This window comes from Variovorax sp. AC103, assembly GCF_979254005.1.
The window spans coordinates 86,693-103,598 of sequence record NZ_CEEDFC010000020.1; the positions used below are offsets into that span (position 1 = coordinate 86,693).

At 68.2% G+C, this 16,906-nt stretch carries 10 protein-coding genes; 5 read left to right on the top strand and 5 right to left on the bottom strand.

What is annotated here, in order from left to right; translation table 11 throughout:
• Window positions 1-101: 101 nt before the first annotated feature.
• The 5 genes from AC0IYU_RS25370 to AC0IYU_RS25390 all read right to left on the bottom strand — a co-directional run bounded on the left by AC0IYU_RS25370 (window position 102) and on the right by AC0IYU_RS25390 (window position 10,128).
• Window positions 102-2,705 (bottom strand): autotransporter family protein, encoded by a 2,604-nt coding sequence (locus AC0IYU_RS25370; RefSeq protein WP_472122568.1) that lies wholly within the window; start codon window positions 2,703-2,705, stop codon window positions 102-104.
• 60 nt (window positions 2,706-2,765) lie between these two features.
• Window positions 2,766-5,762: a beta strand repeat-containing protein gene (locus AC0IYU_RS25375; RefSeq protein ID WP_472122570.1), complete on the bottom strand. Its 2,997-nt coding sequence runs from the start codon at window positions 5,760-5,762 to the stop codon at window positions 2,766-2,768.
• 124 nt (window positions 5,763-5,886) lie between these two features.
• Complete coding sequence (locus AC0IYU_RS25380; RefSeq protein ID WP_472122573.1) at window positions 5,887-6,618, bottom strand: response regulator transcription factor; 732 nt, start codon at window positions 6,616-6,618, stop codon at window positions 5,887-5,889.
• Window positions 6,606-8,753, bottom strand: coding sequence for a sensor histidine kinase (locus tag AC0IYU_RS25385; protein ID WP_472122576.1), 2,148 nt, complete (start codon window positions 8,751-8,753; stop codon window positions 6,606-6,608). The genes AC0IYU_RS25380 and AC0IYU_RS25385 overlap by 13 nt, the downstream gene beginning before the upstream one ends.
• Window positions 8,754-9,159: 406 nt before the next feature.
• The gene (locus tag AC0IYU_RS25390) at window positions 9,160-10,128 is read right to left on the bottom strand and encodes a LysR family transcriptional regulator (RefSeq protein WP_472122579.1); all 969 of its coding nucleotides are present in this window, start codon (window positions 10,126-10,128) and stop codon (window positions 9,160-9,162) included.
• A 101-nt stretch (window positions 10,129-10,229) separates the two neighbouring features.
• Between AC0IYU_RS25390 and AC0IYU_RS25395 the strand changes: the two genes are divergently transcribed.
• The 5 genes from AC0IYU_RS25395 (at window position 10,230) to AC0IYU_RS25415 (ending at window position 16,906) form a co-directional block, all read left to right on the top strand.
• Entirely contained in the window at window positions 10,230-11,216 is a 987-nt protein-coding gene (locus tag AC0IYU_RS25395; protein ID WP_472122581.1) for a Bug family tripartite tricarboxylate transporter substrate binding protein, read from the top strand.
• 14 nt (window positions 11,217-11,230) lie between these two features.
• The gene (ggt, locus tag AC0IYU_RS25400; protein WP_472122584.1) at window positions 11,231-12,862 is read left to right on the top strand and encodes a gamma-glutamyltransferase; all 1,632 of its coding nucleotides are present in this window, start codon (window positions 11,231-11,233) and stop codon (window positions 12,860-12,862) included.
• Between the two features lie 181 nt (window positions 12,863-13,043).
• The gene (locus AC0IYU_RS25405) at window positions 13,044-14,216 is read left to right on the top strand and encodes an acyl-CoA dehydrogenase family protein (protein WP_472122587.1); all 1,173 of its coding nucleotides are present in this window, start codon (window positions 13,044-13,046) and stop codon (window positions 14,214-14,216) included.
• Between the two features lie 6 nt (window positions 14,217-14,222).
• Complete coding sequence (locus AC0IYU_RS25410) at window positions 14,223-15,356, top strand: acyl-CoA dehydrogenase family protein (RefSeq protein WP_472122590.1); 1,134 nt, start codon at window positions 14,223-14,225, stop codon at window positions 15,354-15,356.
• Window positions 15,353-16,906: an acyl-CoA synthetase gene (locus AC0IYU_RS25415; protein WP_472122593.1), complete on the top strand. Its 1,554-nt coding sequence runs from the start codon at window positions 15,353-15,355 to the stop codon at window positions 16,904-16,906. The genes AC0IYU_RS25410 and AC0IYU_RS25415 overlap by 4 nt, the downstream gene beginning before the upstream one ends.

Sequence of the window (16,906 nt, forward strand, 5' to 3'; positions counted from 1 at the left end):
GCTTCTTGCTGGCCCGGGTGGTGTGTGGCATCGAATATAGGTGTTCGCATCGAGGCGAGGCAAGTCCGTCCCTCGCGCTCGAGGGACATGGGGTGCCTGGCCTACCACTTCACACGCACGCCGAGCGAGCCGTTGACCGAGCTGGCGACCCTGGCATTGCCACCCGAGGCCCAGAGCTTGCCGAGTTCGCCGTAGAGGCTGGTCGATCGGCTCACGGCCCAGGTGAAGCCGCCGGCCAGTTCGGTGCTGGTGCCGCCGGTGGGTGCGGCGATGTCGGTGGTGGTCGCGCCATTCACGAAACGAGCAAGGTCCATGCCATTCGAGGTCTTGTAGACGTTGATGCGGCCGTAGGGCTGCAGCGTGCCCAGGCCGGTGTCGATCTGGCCTTTCACGCGAACACCTGCGCGCGCGATCCATCCGCTGTCGGCCTGCGGTTGCGCGATGGCGCCGGCGATGGCGGAATTGCTCAGGTCCATGTGCTGGTGAACGAGCTGCAGCTGCGGCTCGATGGTCCAGCCGCTGCCGGCCAGGGGAAAGGCCTGGCCCACTTCGATGGAGCCCAGCAGGCTGTTGCCCTTGCCGCCGACGCCCGCGCCGGCGACCGGCTCCACGGTGTAGCGGTGCCGACCCGACTGAACCACGGCGTCGGCGTGGAAGCCGCTGTCGTTGGTGTAAGTGCCGTACACGCCCACGTACTGGCTGCGCAGCTCGTTGCGGCCGACACCCAGGTCCTGGATGCCGCTGGCGAAGCCGTCGACGCGCGCATCGCCGTCGAGCTGGCCGACATAGATGCCGGCGCGCCAGTCGGGCGTGGCCAGCAGGTCGGTGCCGGCCTGGAAGCCGGTCAGGCGGCCCTTGCTGCGGGGCGAGACGGCGCCGCCCTGCCGCACGTCGATGTCAGTGGAGAGCACGCGGGCCCAGGCGCGGCGCTCGGAACCGGCCGTCGCGGTGGCGGCACCCTTCACGTCGTCGTCACCCACGCGCTTGCGCAGGTCGCCCAGCATCGCGAGATTGCCCTGGCGCAGTTGGCTCGGCAACGCGGCGTAGAGCGAGGCCTCGGGTCGGTAGGTGACCGCGGTCGGGGCACCCGGCGCGGCCGCGCTGCGGGTGGAGCGCAGGAACCAGTTCTCGCCGGCGCCTTGGGCATCGGCTGCGTACAGGCGGTACTCGTACGCGCCGGCATCGACGTGGCCGCCGGCCAGCGAGAAAGCGTCCTTCGTGGTTTGCGCCGTGGTCGTTGCGCCGCCTTGCGCCGTCACCAGTTCGATGCCGTTGCCGCTCGTGAGCGCGCCCAGGCCGCCGACGTTGGAGATCTGCACGCTGGTCCGGCCGGTGGCGGTGCCGCCGTTGATGACCAGGCGGTCGGAAGGCCCCGTGCCGTTCAAGGCCGTGCCGAGCTTCAGCACGCCGTTGTTGCGGACATAGTTGCCGTTCACCGTCAACGTCGTGCCTGCCGTGGCGCCCACCAGCGAGACCGTGCCGCGGTTGGTCAGCGAGACCACGCGCTGGTCGAAGCCGGCAAGGTCCAGTGTCGCGCCCGCAGCCACGCTGTGCGGCGAAGCGGCGCTGAAGGTGTTCGCCGCGCCTGCGCGCAGGGTGCCCTGCGCCACGTTGGTGGCACCGGTGTAGGTGTTGATGCCGGCCAGCGTGAGTGTGCCCGCGCCCTCCTTCGTCAGGAAGCCGCCGCCGCTGATGGCGCCGCTCAGCGTGCCCGAAAACGCCCCGGTGTCGATCACCGGGTCGTTCCTGCCCGTGAGCTGGATGGCATTGCCAATGTTCACGCCATCGGCGCTGAAGCCCAGCGTGGTGCCGTCGTCCATCGCGAGCGCGCCCGAGCCCAGCGCCGCACTGTTTCCAACATTCAGTCGGCCTTCTTTCAGCGCAGTGCCGCCCGTGTAGGTGTTCGCGCCCGAGAGCGTGAGCGCGCCGCTGCCGACCTTCACGATGGCGCCGCCCGCGCCGCCGACAGCCCCGGACAGCGTGTCGCTCATTGCAAGGCCGCCGAGCGTGAGTTTCGTCGCGCCCAGCACGACCGAACCCGCGCCCGAAAGGGAACCGATTTCAATGCCGCCTGGCGTCGTGATTCCCGACACGCCCAACGTGCCGCCGGCCAGATTGACGATCTGCGCGGTGCGCGCCGAGGCGGCATCGAGAAAGACCAGCGTGCTCTTGTCACCATTGACGATGGCGGCGTTCCCGGCGTCGGCAGTGGTCTGGAACACCACCCGGCCGCCGTTGTTGGTGATGCTCGACGTCCCGGCCGTGCTCGTGCCGGTGAAGCTCAGCAGGTTGGCCCCGGGCGCCGCGGCGCCCGCGCCGTTGACGAAGAGCTTCGAGGACCCGGCCGTGGTGCTCTGCAAAAAGGTCAACTCGTTGTCGGTGTCGAGACCGCCCGCACGACCCACGCTGTAGGTGTTGCTGCCGGCACTGGCTCCGGCAGAAAAAGTGAGCCTGCTGCCATCACCCTGCTGCTGCACGGCGCCCGTGCCCAGCGTGCCTGCACCGGCGACGGCGATGATTGCGCGGCCCTGCACCGTGGTGCCGCCTTCGTAGGAATTCGGCATGACGACGGACAGCGTGCCGCCGGCCCCCGTGACGGTGAACGCCCCCTTGCCGACGATGCCGCCGGAAAAATCAACACGGCTCACGCTCAGATCGAGCGTGCCGCCCGCAGCGCCGAGCGTGAGCGTGCGGTTCAGCGTCAACGGCCCGACGGCCTGTGGCGCGCGCAGTGTGCCTCCGCTGAGCGTGAGGCCACCGCTCGCCTAGCCCAGGTTGCGGTCGTCTGAAATCTGCAGCGTGCCCGCGCTCACCGTGGTGCCGCCGGTGTAGGTGTTCACGCCGCCCAGCGTGAGCGTGCCCGCACCGGTCTTCGCGAGGCCGTCGGTGCCCGTGATGACATTGAGAACAGTCGCGTTCCAGGTCGCGCTGGCGGCGCTGCCGTCGCCCACGCGCACCTCGACCGCCCCCGGCGTCGCCTTGTCGGCCACCAGCGCGAGCGCGCCACCCGACAGCTTGTAGCCGTCGCTCGCGAACTGCATGCCCGTGGCCGACACGGCACCGCCGGTGTTGTCGACCGCCACGTTGCCGGCCGCGCCGCCGAAGATCGCGAAGCCGGGCTGCGGCTGCATCACCGTGGTGACCGAGCCCTTGTCGTCGGTCCAGCTCGGCTGCGTCAGGCTCCAGGTGCCGTCACCGCCGCCCATCGTCGCCGGGCTGGCCAGGCCGTTGCCGTTCCAGAAGTTCAGGACCGAAGCCGGGTCCACGCTGATCAGGTTGACCTGCTTGCTGCCGCCCAGGTATTGCAGCGAGAAGCTGCCGACAGGAACGCTGCCCAGCGCGATGCCGCCATTGGTCTGCGTGAGCGTGCCGCCGTAGCTGAACAGGTTGTAGAGCCCCGGGCCCATGGCACCGGTGTCGGAGACATTGAGCGTGGCGCCGTTGAGCGCGAGGTTGCCGCCGACCACGACGCTGTCGCTCAGCCCCGGCGTCGAGAAGTTGCCGCCCGGCGCACCGAATTCGTAGTCGAGCACGCTGCCCTTGGCCAGGCCCAGGTCGCCGTCGATGGTCAGCGTGCCGATGGAGTTGCCCGGTGCCAGATGCGCGCCCGAGGCAACGGCCACGTTGCCGCCGATGCTGCCGTGGCCGCCCAGGGTCGCGCCCGAAAGCACGTTCACGCCACCGGCAACGCGTGCATTCGCGTGCGCGGCGTCGCTGCCCACCACCAGCGTGCCGACGTTCACCGATGTAAGGCCCGAATAGGTGTTGATGCCGTCCAGCCACACCGTGCCGGCGCCCTGCTTCACAAGCGATCCGTCGGCGCCGCCCACGACGCCCGAGAAGATCGACTGGGTGCCTGCGCCGGACCCGATGGTCAGCGTCTTGCTGGCGATCTGCACGGAACCCGCGCCCAGCAAGTCGCCGATGACGGTGTTTGCGGCGGCGCGCGCCGTGGTGTCGAAGGTGGCGCCGGCCTCCACGGTCAATGTGCTGCCCGACACCAACGCGCCCCCACCCGAAAGCGCCAGCGTTCCCTGGGTGATCGTGGTGCCGCCCGCATGAAGATTGGTGCCGCTCAACGTCAGGGTGCCCACGCCCTCCTTGACGAACTCGCCGCTGCCGCTGATGCTGCCGGAGAAGGTGGTGCTCGTGTTGTCGGCGCCGACATTCAGGGACTTGGCTCCAAGGCTGACCAGTCCAGCGCCGGCAAGCGAACCGATGCCGGTGCCGCTGCCGGCGATGGCCTGCAGGTCGAAGGTTGCGCCGGACGCGACCGTCAGGGCGGTCGCGCGCGAGAGTGCGCCCGACCCTGCCAAGGCCAGCGTTCCCGAGGTGACCTGCGTCCGGCCCGTGTAGGTGCTCGCGCCTCGCAGCGTCAGGGTGCCGGCGCCGCTCTTGGCGATACCGCCCGCGCCTTCGACGACGCCGCAGAAGTCGCCGGCCAGCACACCTGCCGCCGTGGTGGCGAGCGTTCCCGTACGCAGCGTTCCGCCGCCGATCAGCCTGGCGATGGGCACAGCCGCGGACGCATGGTCGTTCAGGTCGAGCACGGCACCTGCGGCAATGGCGGTCTCGGACGCCGCCTGAGCCATGTTGCCGAAGGCATCGCCCGAGATCTTCAGCGTGCCGACGTTCACCCCGATCTTGCCCGGCGTCGAGTAGCCGCCCTGGCTCGTGACCAGGTCGACGACGCCTTGCTGACCTGCGGCGCCGACGATGAAGTCGCCGTCGAACCAGAAGTCGCCGCTCAGGCCCAGCGTGGTGCCTGTCGCAGCAGAAAATGTGGCCGGCCCGGCAAGACGCACCTCGTTGCCGAGCGTCATCGAGGCTGTGCCGCGCAGTTCGCCATTGGAGATCCTCACGGTCGACGACCCCAGGGCGCCGCCATTGCCGATGGCAAGCACGCCCTGGTCGATGCGCGTGCCGCCGCCGTAGGTATTCGCGCCCGACAGGCTGAGCACGCCCGCGCCGGTCTTGGTGAACGAACCACCACCCGACAGCACGCCCGACATCGTTGCGGCGAAAGCATTGGTGTCGATGGCAGACCCTGCGCCCGAGAGTGTGGCGTTGATGTCCGTCGCCAGGCCGGCGCGAGTCACCCGCAGCATGCCGCCGGACCAGTTGAACGCGTCGGTGCCGCCCACTGCCCGGATCAGGCCAGCGGCGCCGCCGACCTCGAGTGTGCCGCCGGTGTTGAGATTGAGCGTGCCCGCGCCGCCGGCCTGCAGGCCGAATTCGAACTGAGTCGTTCGGACGGTGCCACCGTTTCCGATGGTCAGCGTAGCCGGCGCAAACATACCCAGGGCCAAAGCGCCCGCCTCGAACACCGAGTTGGCGCCGTCGACCGACATCGTGCTTGGCCCTCTGACCCCAATCACCGTTCTGAAGGCCGTGAGTGTTGCACCGCTGTTCACCGACGCAGAGCCGACGGTTTCGCCAAGAAAAAAGTAGTTGGCCTGCCCGACGGAACCGCTGCCTGATAGCTGAGCCATACCCGGCCCGTCAACGCTGACGGTGTCGGTGGCCGTCGGTGCCACGCCGCCGCTCCAGTTGCTTCCGGCCAACCAGTCGCCCGCCACGGGAGACACCCAGCTGATGACCTGCGCATGTACCGGCGGTACGCTGGCCACGAGCAATGCAGCGCCGATCGCCAGGACGCAGCCGAGCCGCGGCCCCCCGCCGGCCGATGATTTCGCGATCTCAGAAACAGCTTGGCGCGCCCCGGTGCGGCGGTTGATGACGATGCGGTGGGTACGGTTCATGAAAGATCTGCGCTCCCTGTAGTCCAGCTTGACGAAATGAAGATCGAACGTGTGTGCAGATCGCCCATGCAGGCCGAAGGGAACGCACTCGAAGAAGAAATGCCGACCACGCCAGCCTCGGTATTCATGGCTCGATGCAGCCGCTTCCCTGGAAGCTGTAGCCTTCGCCGCGCACGGCGACGATCGGCAGCTTCTGCCCGCAGGCCTGCTCGGCCTTGCGGCGCAAGCGCGACACGGTGACGTCGAGATTGCGTTCATAGGCCTCAAGGCCCGGTCGGCCCATGGCAACGAGCAGCGTGGTGCGTTCGACGACCTCGCGCGGCCGCGCCATCAGGCTGTGCACCAGCCGCGCCTCCGAGCTCGAGAGCTGCACACGCTGCCCGTCGGGGGCCAGCAGTACCCAGGGGGTGCTTTGAAAGCGCCAGAGGCCAGGCACCGCCGCTGCTGCGGACGTGTCCTGCGCCGGTTCGCGCACGCCCTGCTGCTCCTCGCTGCGCTGCACCAGGTTGCGCAGCACCATCTCGAGCTCCCGCAGGTTGACTGGCTTGACGAGGTAGTAGTCGGCGCCCAGGCCGAGTCCACGCAGGCGGTCGTTCGCCATGCCGCGCGCGGTCAGCATCACGATGCGCACGGCGCTGCGCGATCGAAGGCGGGCCATCACGGCAAAGCCGTCTTCGCCCGGCAGGTTGACGTCGCACACCGCTGCGTCGACGTCCTGGCGCGCCAGGTCGGCGTCGACCTCTTCGGCGCTTGCCACACCGCGAGCCTGCATGCCGACGCCGGACAGGTAACGCACCAGGGTGTCGCGCAGGTCGTCGTCGTCCTCGATGACGAGCACGCGAATCACGCCTGCCATCCGATGACTGGCTGACCCGGCTGCCCTGGCTTCACCGCTGCGTCTGCCTGCCGGTCGTTGCTTGCGGCGCGCGGCAGCGTCAGCGTGAGCTCGGCACCGCCTTCGGGCCGATTGGCGGCCGTGACGCTGCCGGCATGGAGCCTGGCAACCCGCTGTACCATGTGCAGCCCCAGGCCGATGCCGGGGACACGCCGCACGCCGTCCGCGCGAAAAAAGCGTTCGAACACGTGCGGCAGGTCTTGCGGCCTGAAGCCGGGCCCCTCGTCGCGCACCTGGATGTGCACGCACGAGGTAGCGCTCGCACGGCCGCGCAGGTCGTCTGCAAACCCCGCGCGCACGACCACCGGCGACCGGGCGGGCGCGTACTTGACGGCGTTGGTCAACAAGTTGTCGACGGCGATGTGCAACAAGGTCTCGTCCGCCAGCACGAGCAGTTCGCGTGCGCCCAGTGCCAGCGAAATCCGGCCGCAGGCGTTGCCTTCGTTGTGCTCCCCGATCTTCTCGCCCAGAAAAGCGGCAAGCTCGATGGGCACCGGGTCCAGGGTCTCGCTGGATGCCTCCAGCCATTCGTCGGCCAGCAGGGTGTCCACCAGGTCGCGCATGCGCAGCACCGTGCGCGTGATCTTCTCCGCCTCGCTCTTCACCTCTTCTCGCGGCAGCCGCAACCGATCGTCCGAGAGCATCTGGGCGACGCCGCCGATGGTGCTGAGCGGCGTGCGGAACTCGTGGGAGACCATGGCAAGCAAGCCCTTTTGCTCACGCAGCGCCAGGATCAGTCGTTCGTGGGTGCGTTGGTGCTCGGTGACTTCTTGGCGCAGGTCATGGGTGCGCTCGCTCACGCTCTGCACCAGCCGCGCGCCGTGGTGCCTGGACAGCGCGAGCGCCTTGCGTTCACGGCGGCGCACGCGCCAGCCCAGCGCGAAGAAGAAGGCCAGCACGTGGGCGATGGCGCCCATCGGGTAGCTGTACTGCGTGGCCAGCGTGAACGGCAGCCACTGCAGGTTCTTGGCGAAGTGCATCACGCCCACCGCAAGGTAGACCGAATATCCGACCAGGCTTGGCCAGGCCTGCAGGTTGCGGCGCAGCAGCACGGCGCACAGCGACACCACGCAGACCGCAAACACCACCCAAAGCACATTGAGCGCAACGGCGATGCGCCCGTACCAGCCCGCCACGGCCATCACGCAGGCCACGCCGCAAGCGAATGCGAGCGCCTTGAACACGCGGTCCATGCGCGGGAACTGGCGAGCCATGTCGAGCATGCTGCGTGCGAATGCGAAGGCGGCGGCGCTGTGCAGGCACACCGAGAAGCTGTGCAGGCGCACTGCGGCCACCGGGTCGTCCTGCAACCACAGCGAGGCCTGCAGGTTCTCGGAGGTTGCGAACAGCAGCCCGAGCGTCAGCAGATAGCCCGCATAGCCGATGAACCGGCGCTCGGGCAAGGCGATGCCCATCATCAGGCTGACCAACGCCATGAGCAGCACCATGCCGATCACCGCGGCGCCCGCGACCGTGACCTGCTGCTGCACCGCCGCCAGTTCGCGCAGCGGCGACACGCCACCGATGAGGCTCAAGGCCCGGTCACCCGCCAGGCGCACCCAGACCCAGTGCGGCTGCGCGTCGGGCAGTTCGGGCAGGCGCACGGCCGGAAGGGACCACGGCAGCTCGCGCGCCGAGCCCGCGCGCATGCCCCCCAGTTCGCGGTGCACGAGCGCCGTGGCGCCGCCGCTCGCACCAGGAAGCCATACGTCGATGTAGTCCGCATACGGCGCGCCCAGCCGGAGCCACCATCCGCCCTCGAGCGGATCGGCCGCCTCGTGCGGCGTGGCCTGGACCTGAAAGCGCACCCACCATGCGCCGGACGAGTAGCCACCGTTGAAGGCGTCCTCGACCCGTTCGAACTGCTGCGCGTAGGCGGGCGACGCAACCTGCTGTTGGGTCAGTTGGCCGCTTTCGTCGTGAAGCGCCTGCAGATGACCACCGAAGTTTCGTTCGTCGAGGCTCAGCTTCGGGTCGAGCAGCAAGGCGGGCACGTCGGCACGGCTCGGCGTGGCCAGGAGCACGAACGAGAGAAGTGCAAGCCCTGCAATTGCGCGCAGGACGGCCAGGCAACCGGACGCCGCCGTGCTCAGCACCAGATGCCGCCTGGTGCGTGCAAACGGTGACCGGTGCGATGCAACGCGCCCGTTCGCCCTGTTGCGCAAGCGGCCGATGCGCGAGGCCGCGCGGACCTCTTCTTTTGCACGCGCTCTGCTCGACTCGCACGAAACGAGGTTCCATTTGAAGCGAGAAAAGAATTTCTCAAATGAATGGGGGCGATCGACGCTTGGCAAGCGCGGAGAGGAAACATATCGGCTGAATTCTCCGTGGCTCCGCGCACTTTGAACCTTGCTTTTTCTTGCATATTCGGCCTCGGGAAGGTCCCGTCTTGCGTCTGATAACCCGAAAGTCGTCAGGCGTGGAGCAGCAGTGACGCAGCTGAACGCCGACGCTGCAAGGGAATGGAATGCAAGCCATCGCAGCAATCCTGTGGAGCGGGCGCTAGGTGCCGGGTGGCGCCTGCCTTGAGGCGACAGGCAAGCCGCGCGCATGCGACTTCAGGCAGGCAATGAAATCCATGAGAGTGGCCGAGACGTGTTCGCGGTTCCACACCACGGTGATGGGCCCGAAGCGGATGTTCGAATCGATGGCGACCTTCCTGAACAACCCCAGCGAGGCCATGTAGTCGGCCATGGATTCCGAACACACGCCGACATAGTCGCCCTTGTGCAGCAGTGCCTGCATCATGGCCAGCGAGGCCGTTTCTGCCTTGGGCACCAGCCACGATGCCTGTTGTTCGATGAGATAGGCATCCATCTGGATGCGCATGAGCGTGCCGAGGGGCGGCATGACCCATTGCTCGCGCAGCACGTCGGCAAAGCCCAGCGGCTGCTTGCTGTCCCAGTGCCTGCTGCCCTGGCCGATGACGATCGTCACCTGGTCGTCAAAGAGGACCTGGTGCGCCAGCTGCGGCTGGTGCGCCCGCGCATCCAGAACGCCGATCACGGCATCCATGGCACGCGTCTCCAGGCCCTTGAGCAGGTTGTCGAACGGCCCGTCGTGGATGGACACGGCCACATCGGCATGGCGTTGCTGGAATGCCGCCACCGCCTCGGGCAAACCCCCGGCGATGCCAGCCCAGACGCTGCCCACGTTCAGCCGCGGCACGCGTCCCGCGGCCACCGCATGCATCTCGCTGCCGGTGCGGGCGATGTCACCCAGCACGGTGACGGCCAGCCGCTTGAGCAGATGCCCCGCAGGCGTCAGCTGCACCTTGCGCCCGCGCACCATCAGCGGCGTGCCCGCCACGCGTTCCAGCTCGGCCAGCCAGTGCGACATGGCCGACTGCGTCATGTGCAGCCGCGCCGCCGCCTCGGTCAGCGTGCCCGCCTCGTCCAGCACAAGAAAAGACTCCAGGTGCCGGACTTTCATGCGCCGCGCCCATGCGATGCCTTCCGAGCGATCAATCATGAGTAAACCTTCATATACCCATTTTGCATCTTCACTAGGAAGGTCGCAGGGTCGTCATGAAAATGTCTTCATCTTTCATGACAGCCCTCTGAGGAAGCCCTGTGCCCAAAGCAATCACGAACGTCTGCATCACCCTGATCGGCGTCACGCTCGCGGCCGCCGCAGCCACCACCGCGTACGCGCAAGCCCCCTACCCCAGCCGTCCCGTGCGCCTTGTCGTATCGCAGGCCCCGGGCGGCAGCAGCGACGCCATCGCACGCCTGTGGGCCGAACACGCAGGCAAGGCCATTGGCGCCACCATCGTGGTGGAGAACAAGCCCGGTGCGGGCGGCCTCATCGCCGCACAGAACGCGCTGAATGCGCCCGCGGATGGCTACACCCTGCTGTTGGGCAGCGTGTCGCTGATGGTGCTCAACCAGTTCACCTACAAGCCGCTGCCCTACAACCCCGAGAAGGATTTCGTGGGCGTGTCGATGCTGACCACCGTGCCGTTCGTGCTGTCGGCCAACCCCGCCACGGGCATCAAGACGCTCAAGGATCTGACGGACAAAGCCAAGGCAGCGCCCGGCAAGCTGAACTTCGCCTCCGCCGGGCTGGGCAACTCCACTCACCTGGCCGTTGAGCTGGTGGACAACGCCCTGGGCATTTCGATGACCCACATCCCCTACAAGGGCGAGGCCGACGGCGTCCTGGCCACCATTGGCGGGCAGACCGAGGTGATGGCACCGGTGTACGGCACGGCCTTGCCCCACATCAAGAACCACAAGCTCAATCCGCTGGCCGTGCTGTCACCGCAACGCACCCCTGAACTGCCCGATGTACCCACCCTGGGCGAGCTGGGTGTGAAGGGTTTCGACAACATGGGCTGGAGTGCCGTGGTGGCACGCGCCGGCACGCCGGTCGACATCGTGGAAAAGCTCAACAAGGCCACCCACGCCTTCCACAAGAGCCCCGACGTGCAGGCCAAGCTCAAGAGCATGGGCGTAATCCCGCTGTCCGGCCCTTCGACGCTGGTCATGGAGACGACGGTGCGTGACGCCAAGGCCTGGGGCCCCACGCTGGAAGCGCTGAATCTCAGCGCCAAATGAACCCGTCACGCGCAATGAAAAAAGAAGCAATGGTGGTCTGCCCGCAGCCGGAGGCCGCCGAATCCGGCATCGAAATCCTGCGCGCGGGCGGAAACGCGGTCGATGCAGCCGTGGCCACCGCCCTGGCCCAGACGGTGGTCGATCCGCTGATGTGCGGCATCGCAGGTTTTGGCACCGCCGCCGTGTACCTGCCCGGCGCCCGGGTGCACGAGTATTTCGACTTCCACTCGCCCGCGCCGCTGGCGGCCAGGGAGGATATGTGGGAACACCTGTTGGAAGGCGAGACCAGGGACGGCTTCGGCTTCATCCTCAAGGGGCGAGTCAACGACATCGGCCCCCAGTCCATTGGCACGCCGGCCACGCTCAAGGGCCTGGAGGCCATGCACCAGGCGCACGGCCGCCTGCCGTGGCGGCAGGTGGTGGAGCCCGCCATCCGCTGGGCAGCGGACGGCTGCTTCGTGCGCCCCGGCATGCACGCCTTCTGGATCGACGAGCCCAGCATGGGCCGCGTCGGCAACCTGGAGCGCCTGCAGTACTGCGAGGACAGCCGCCAGCTGTACTGCCGCCCCGACGGCCGCCCCAAGCCCATCGGCGCGCCGCTGCGCAACGAAGGCATGGCCGCCGTGCTGCGCCAGATTGCCGAAGAAGGCGCGCACCCGTTCTACCAGGGCGACCTGGCGCAAAAGATGGTGGCGCACCTGCAGTCGCTGGGCGCGCTGATCACGCTCGACGACCTGGCCCGGTACCAGGTGCAACGCAACCCGCCGCTGGTGGGCCGCTACCGCGACCGGACCGTCACCACCAACCAGCCCCCGGGCGGCGGCGCCATGCTGCTGGAGATGCTCAACATCCTCGAACACTTCGATCTGGCGGGCCTGGAGCACAACAGCCCCGCCTACCTGCAGCGGGTGTGCGAGGCCATGAAAAAGGCGACGATCGACAAGGACCGAAGCATCGGCGATCCGAAGTTCTTCGACGTGCCGCTGGATCAGTTGCTGTCCAAGGACATGGCCCGCGAAGTGGCCGAGCAGATCCGCACGGGTCACCGCTTCAACGTGGAGCGCGTCAACCCCGGTGCGCCCGTGCCACGCGACACCACCCACCTGAGCGTGGTGGACGCCGAAGGCAATGCCGTCTCCCTGACCCACTCGCTGGCCATGCCCTCGGGCATCATCACCCCGGGCATGGGCTTCCTGTACAACGGCTGCATGGGCGTGTTCGACCCCCGTCCGGGCCGCGCCGGCAGCATCCGGCCGGGCAAGAGCCGCTTCACCTCGTCATGCCCCACCATGACCTTCAAGGACGGCGAGCTCGACGTGGTGCTCGGCGCTCCCGGTGGCACGCAGATCGCCATGGGCGTGCTGCAGGTGCTGCTCAACGTGATCGACCACGGCATGGAGATGCAGGCCGCCGTGTTGGCGCCGCGCTTCTCGTCCACCGGCAACGCCATCGACGTGTGCAACCGCATTCCACGCTCCACCACGCGGGCGCTGGAAGCACAGGGCTACGCCGTTGGCCGCAACCCGTACAACTACACCATCGGCTGGGTGCACGGCGTGCAGGTGCAGCCCGATGGCCTGCACGGCGGCGCCGATCCCGGCCGCGACGGCGTGGCGTACCGGCTGCGCATGGACGCGGCTGACTGATCGGCCTCGGGAATGTGCGCGACCGAGTTCGCGCGTGCCACTGGGGAGTCCATGAGGCGCAGCAGCGTCTGGAGCGCATCAAGATGTGAGGCCTGGAGACTTCGACGGCTAATGGTTGATCCAATGAATGCGGTTGCGCTATGATCGTTCACGGCAACTTTCAGGCACAGCCACCTTCTCGATGGATCTAGACCTCACCCCCGACCAAGCCGCATTCCGCAACGAAGTCCGCCAGTTCGTCAAGGCTCGCCTGCCCGCCGAAATTCGCGATCGCCTGCGCCTGGGCCATCCGCCGCGCAAGCAAGACACCGTGACCTGGCAGCGGATCCTCAATGAAAAAGGCTGGGCCGCGCCGCATTGGCCGCGCGAGTTCGGCGGTGCCGAGCTCGGCCAGGCGGAGCGGCTGATCCTGCTGGACGAGTTGTTCCGCGCGCCCGCGCCGCTGCCACAGGTCTTCAACGTCGGCATGCTCGGTCCGGTGCTGCTGAAGTTCGGCACCGAGGCTCAAAAGCGCTTCTTCCTGCCCAGGCTCGCAAACCTCTACATCTGGTTCTGCCAGGGCTTCTCCGAGCCGGGCTCCGGGTCCGACCTGGCATCGCTGCGCACCTCGGCCAAGCGCGACGGCAGCGAGTACATCGTCAATGGCCAGAAGATCTGGACCACCACCGCGCACCTGGCCGACTGGGTGTTCGCGCTGGTTCGCACGGACAGCGAGGGCAAGAAGCAGCACGGCATTTCGTTCCTGCTGATCGACCTGCGCACACCGGGCATCACGATCCGGCCGATCACGTCCATCGATGGCCAGCACCACCTCAACGAGGTCTTCTTCGACGAGGTACGCGTGCCCGTCGACAACCTGGTGGGCGAAGAAGGCCGCGGCTGGGACTGCGCCAAGTACCTGTTGATGAACGAACGCACCGGCATCGCCAACGTGGGCCTGTGCCGGGAGCGGCTGGACTGCGCGCGGGAACTCGCCGCCAGGCGCACGCAAGCCGGCAAGCCGCTGCTCGAAAGCCCCAAGCTGCGCAGCGAGATGGCCATGCTCGACGCCGAGATCCGGGCGCTCGAAATCACCAACTGGCGCTTCCTGCTGTCGCCCGACACGGCGCAGAAGGTGCCCGGCTTCGCCTCGGTGCTCAAGCTCAAGGGCACCGAGCTGCAGCAGGACATTGCCCAACTGCTGCAGCGCATCGCGGGGCCCGCTGCCATGGAGCGCCGCCCGCACGACGGCGAGGGCGCCGAGCACTGGGCGGGGCCGCTGGCCATGCGCTACTTCTACAGCCGCGCGGCCAGCATCTACGGTGGCACGAGCGAGGTCCAGAAGGACATTCTTTCCAAGACGATCCTCGGATAGGTAACGATGAACTTCGAACTCAATGAAGACCAGCAAGCGCTGCAAGGCAGCCTGGCCCGCCTGCTTGGCGACGTGTACGGTTTCGAGCAGCGCCGTGCCATCGCGGCCACGCCCGCGGGTTGGAGCCAGGCCGTGTGGCAGCAACTGGGCGAGCTCGGCTTGACCGCCCTGCCCCTGCCCCAGGCGCATGGGGGCTTCGGCGGCGGCGCCGTCGACTTGCTGCCGGTGATGCAGGAGCTGGGGCGGGCGCTGTCGCTCGAGCCCTTCCTCGCGTCGATCGTGCTCGGCGCCACGGCACTCCGACTGGCCGGCGCAGAGGCCTTGCAGGCGCAGTTGTTGCCCGATGTGGCCAGCGGCGAGGTACGCCTGGCCTGGGCCCACGACGAAGCCGCCGGGCACCAGGCCCCAGTCTGGGTCGAGACCACGGCGCGACGCGAAGGCGACCAGTGGCTGCTCGACGGCATCAAGTGCAATGTGCTGCACGCCCCGGCTGCGCATCGGTTCGTGGTCAGCGCGCGCACCGCGGGCTCACCGGGCGATGCGAACGGCCTGGCCCTGTTCCTGGTCGACGCCAGCGCCCGAGGCGTGTCTTGCCGCGCCCACCGCATGGTGGACGACACGCCGGGCGGCGAACTGCATTTCAAGGCGGCGGCGGGCCTGCCCCTGGGCGATCCGCACGATGGCGCCGCTGCCGTGCGCGCCATCGAAGGCACCCTGGCGACCGGCACTGCCGCGGTCTGCGCGGATGCCGTGGGCACCATGGAATCGGCTTACCGGCTTGCCATCGACTACCTGAACACGCGCAAGCAATTCGGCCGCCTGATCGGCGAGAACCAGGCGCTGCGCCATCGCGCCGCGGAAATGCTCGTCAGCCTCGAGATGTGCCGCAGCATGGCACTGGCCGCGGCCATCGCGGCGGACGACCTCGAGGCGCCGGATGCTCGTGCCGACCTTGCGCGCGCCAAGCTCATGATCGGCCGGCATGGCCGCACCCTCTGCCACGCGGCCATTCAGCTGCACGGGGGCATCGGCATGACCGAGGAATACGCCGTGGGCCACTGCCTGCGCCGCGTGACGCTGATCGACCAGCTTTTCGGCGACGTCGAGACGCAGGCGACACGGCTGGCGGAAATGCAATGAGCGACCGACCACGCAGACACGGCGACATGAGCCAGGTGATCCTCGACCAGCGCAGCATGGCGCGCGACGCGCTGATGCAGCGCGCCCTGCGCGCCGCGCGCGGTTTCGATGCGGCGGGGGTGCGCGAAGGCGATGCCGTCGCGCTGTTGCTGCGCAACGACTTCTCCTTTTTCGAAGCGCAGCAGGCCGCCGCGGCACTCGGCGCCTATGCGGTGCCGATCAACTGGCAAGGCAAGCCGGAGGAAGTGCTCTACATCGTGGACGACGTCGAGCCCAAGGTGCTGGTAGCGCATACGGACCTGCTGGCGCCGATCCGTGACCGGATTCCCGCCGGCACCATCGTCCTCACCGTGCCGACGCCGCCGGAGGCGGTGAGCGCTTTCTCGCTTGCGCCCGCCGCAACACAACTGCCCGCCGACGCGACCGAATGGAACGCCTGGCTGGAAGCCTTCGCACCCTGGGACGGCCCGCCGCGCCGCAGCCGCGCGACCATGATCTACACCTCGGGCACCACAGGCCGGGCCAAGGGCGTGAAGCGCAACGCGGCCACACCGGAGCAGGCCGCCGCGTACGTGGAGTTGCTGCGCAGCGTGTACGGCCTGCAGCCGGGCGTGCGTGCGCTCATCGGTGGCCCGCTGTACCACTCCTCGCCCAACGCGTGCGCGCGCCAGGCCCTGCCGATCTGCGACGTGTTGGTGATGCAGACCAGGTTCGACGCCGAAGCCGCGCTCGCTGCCATCGAGCGGCACCGCATCACCCACATGGTGGCCGTGCCCACGATGTTCGTGCGCATGCTCAAGCTGCCCGAGGACGTGCGCCGGCGCTACGACCTGAGCTCGCTGAAGTGGGTGACCCACACCGGCGCGCCCTGCTCGGCCGAGACCAAGCGCGCGCTGATGGACTGGTGGGGCCCGGTGGTCTACGAAACGTACGGCGGCACCGAGGTCGGCACCGCCACGCTCAGCACACCCGAAGACTGGCTGGCCTTCCCCGGCAGCGTGGGCCGCCTCACCCCCGATGCGCGCATGGTTCTCTATGGAGAAGACGGCCGGCCGGTGGCGCCCGGCGAGGTCGGAGAGATCTTCATGCGCGTGCCGGCCTACGCCGATTTCACGTACCACAACGATCCCGACAAACGCAAGGAGGTGGAGCGCGACGGCCTCATCAGCTGCGGCGACGTCGGCTACGTGAAGGGCGACCATCTCTACCTGTGCGACCGCCGCTCCGACATGGTGATTTCGGCCGGCGTGAACATCTACCCGGCCGAGATCGAGGCAGCGCTGCTGCAGTGCCCTTGGGTCCGCGACTGCGCGGTGTTCGGCATACCCGACGAGGAAATGGGCGAATCGCTGGCCGCGGCGATCGAGCCGATGCCCGGCGCCGCACCCGACGCCGACGGACTGCGCGCGTTCCTGGCGGCCCGCATCGCAAAGTACAAGGTGCCACGCCGTTTCGACTTTCACGCCGCGCTGCCGCGCGAGGACAGCGGCAAGATCTTCAAGCGCCGGCTGCGCGACCCGTTCTGGCAGGCCGCGGGCCGGAAGATCTGA

Excerpts from the sequence above, each read along its gene's own strand:
- AC0IYU_RS25390 (WP_472122579.1), bottom strand. The coding sequence starts at position 10,128 with ATGATTGATCGCTCGGAAGGCATCGCATGGGCGCGGCGCATGAAAGTC.
- AC0IYU_RS25380 (WP_472122573.1), bottom strand. The coding sequence starts at position 6,618 with ATGGCAGGCGTGATTCGCGTGCTCGTCATCGAGGACGACGACGACCTG.
- AC0IYU_RS25405 (WP_472122587.1), top strand. The coding sequence starts at position 13,044 with ATGGATCTAGACCTCACCCCCGACCAAGCCGCATTCCGCAACGAAGTC.
- AC0IYU_RS25375 (WP_472122570.1), bottom strand. The coding sequence starts at position 5,762 with ATGAACCGTACCCACCGCATCGTCATCAACCGCCGCACCGGGGCGCGC.
- AC0IYU_RS25415 (WP_472122593.1), top strand. The coding sequence starts at position 15,353 with ATGAGCGACCGACCACGCAGACACGGCGACATGAGCCAGGTGATCCTC.
- AC0IYU_RS25410 (WP_472122590.1), top strand. The coding sequence starts at position 14,223 with ATGAACTTCGAACTCAATGAAGACCAGCAAGCGCTGCAAGGCAGCCTG.
- ggt (WP_472122584.1), top strand. The coding sequence starts at position 11,231 with ATGAAAAAAGAAGCAATGGTGGTCTGCCCGCAGCCGGAGGCCGCCGAA.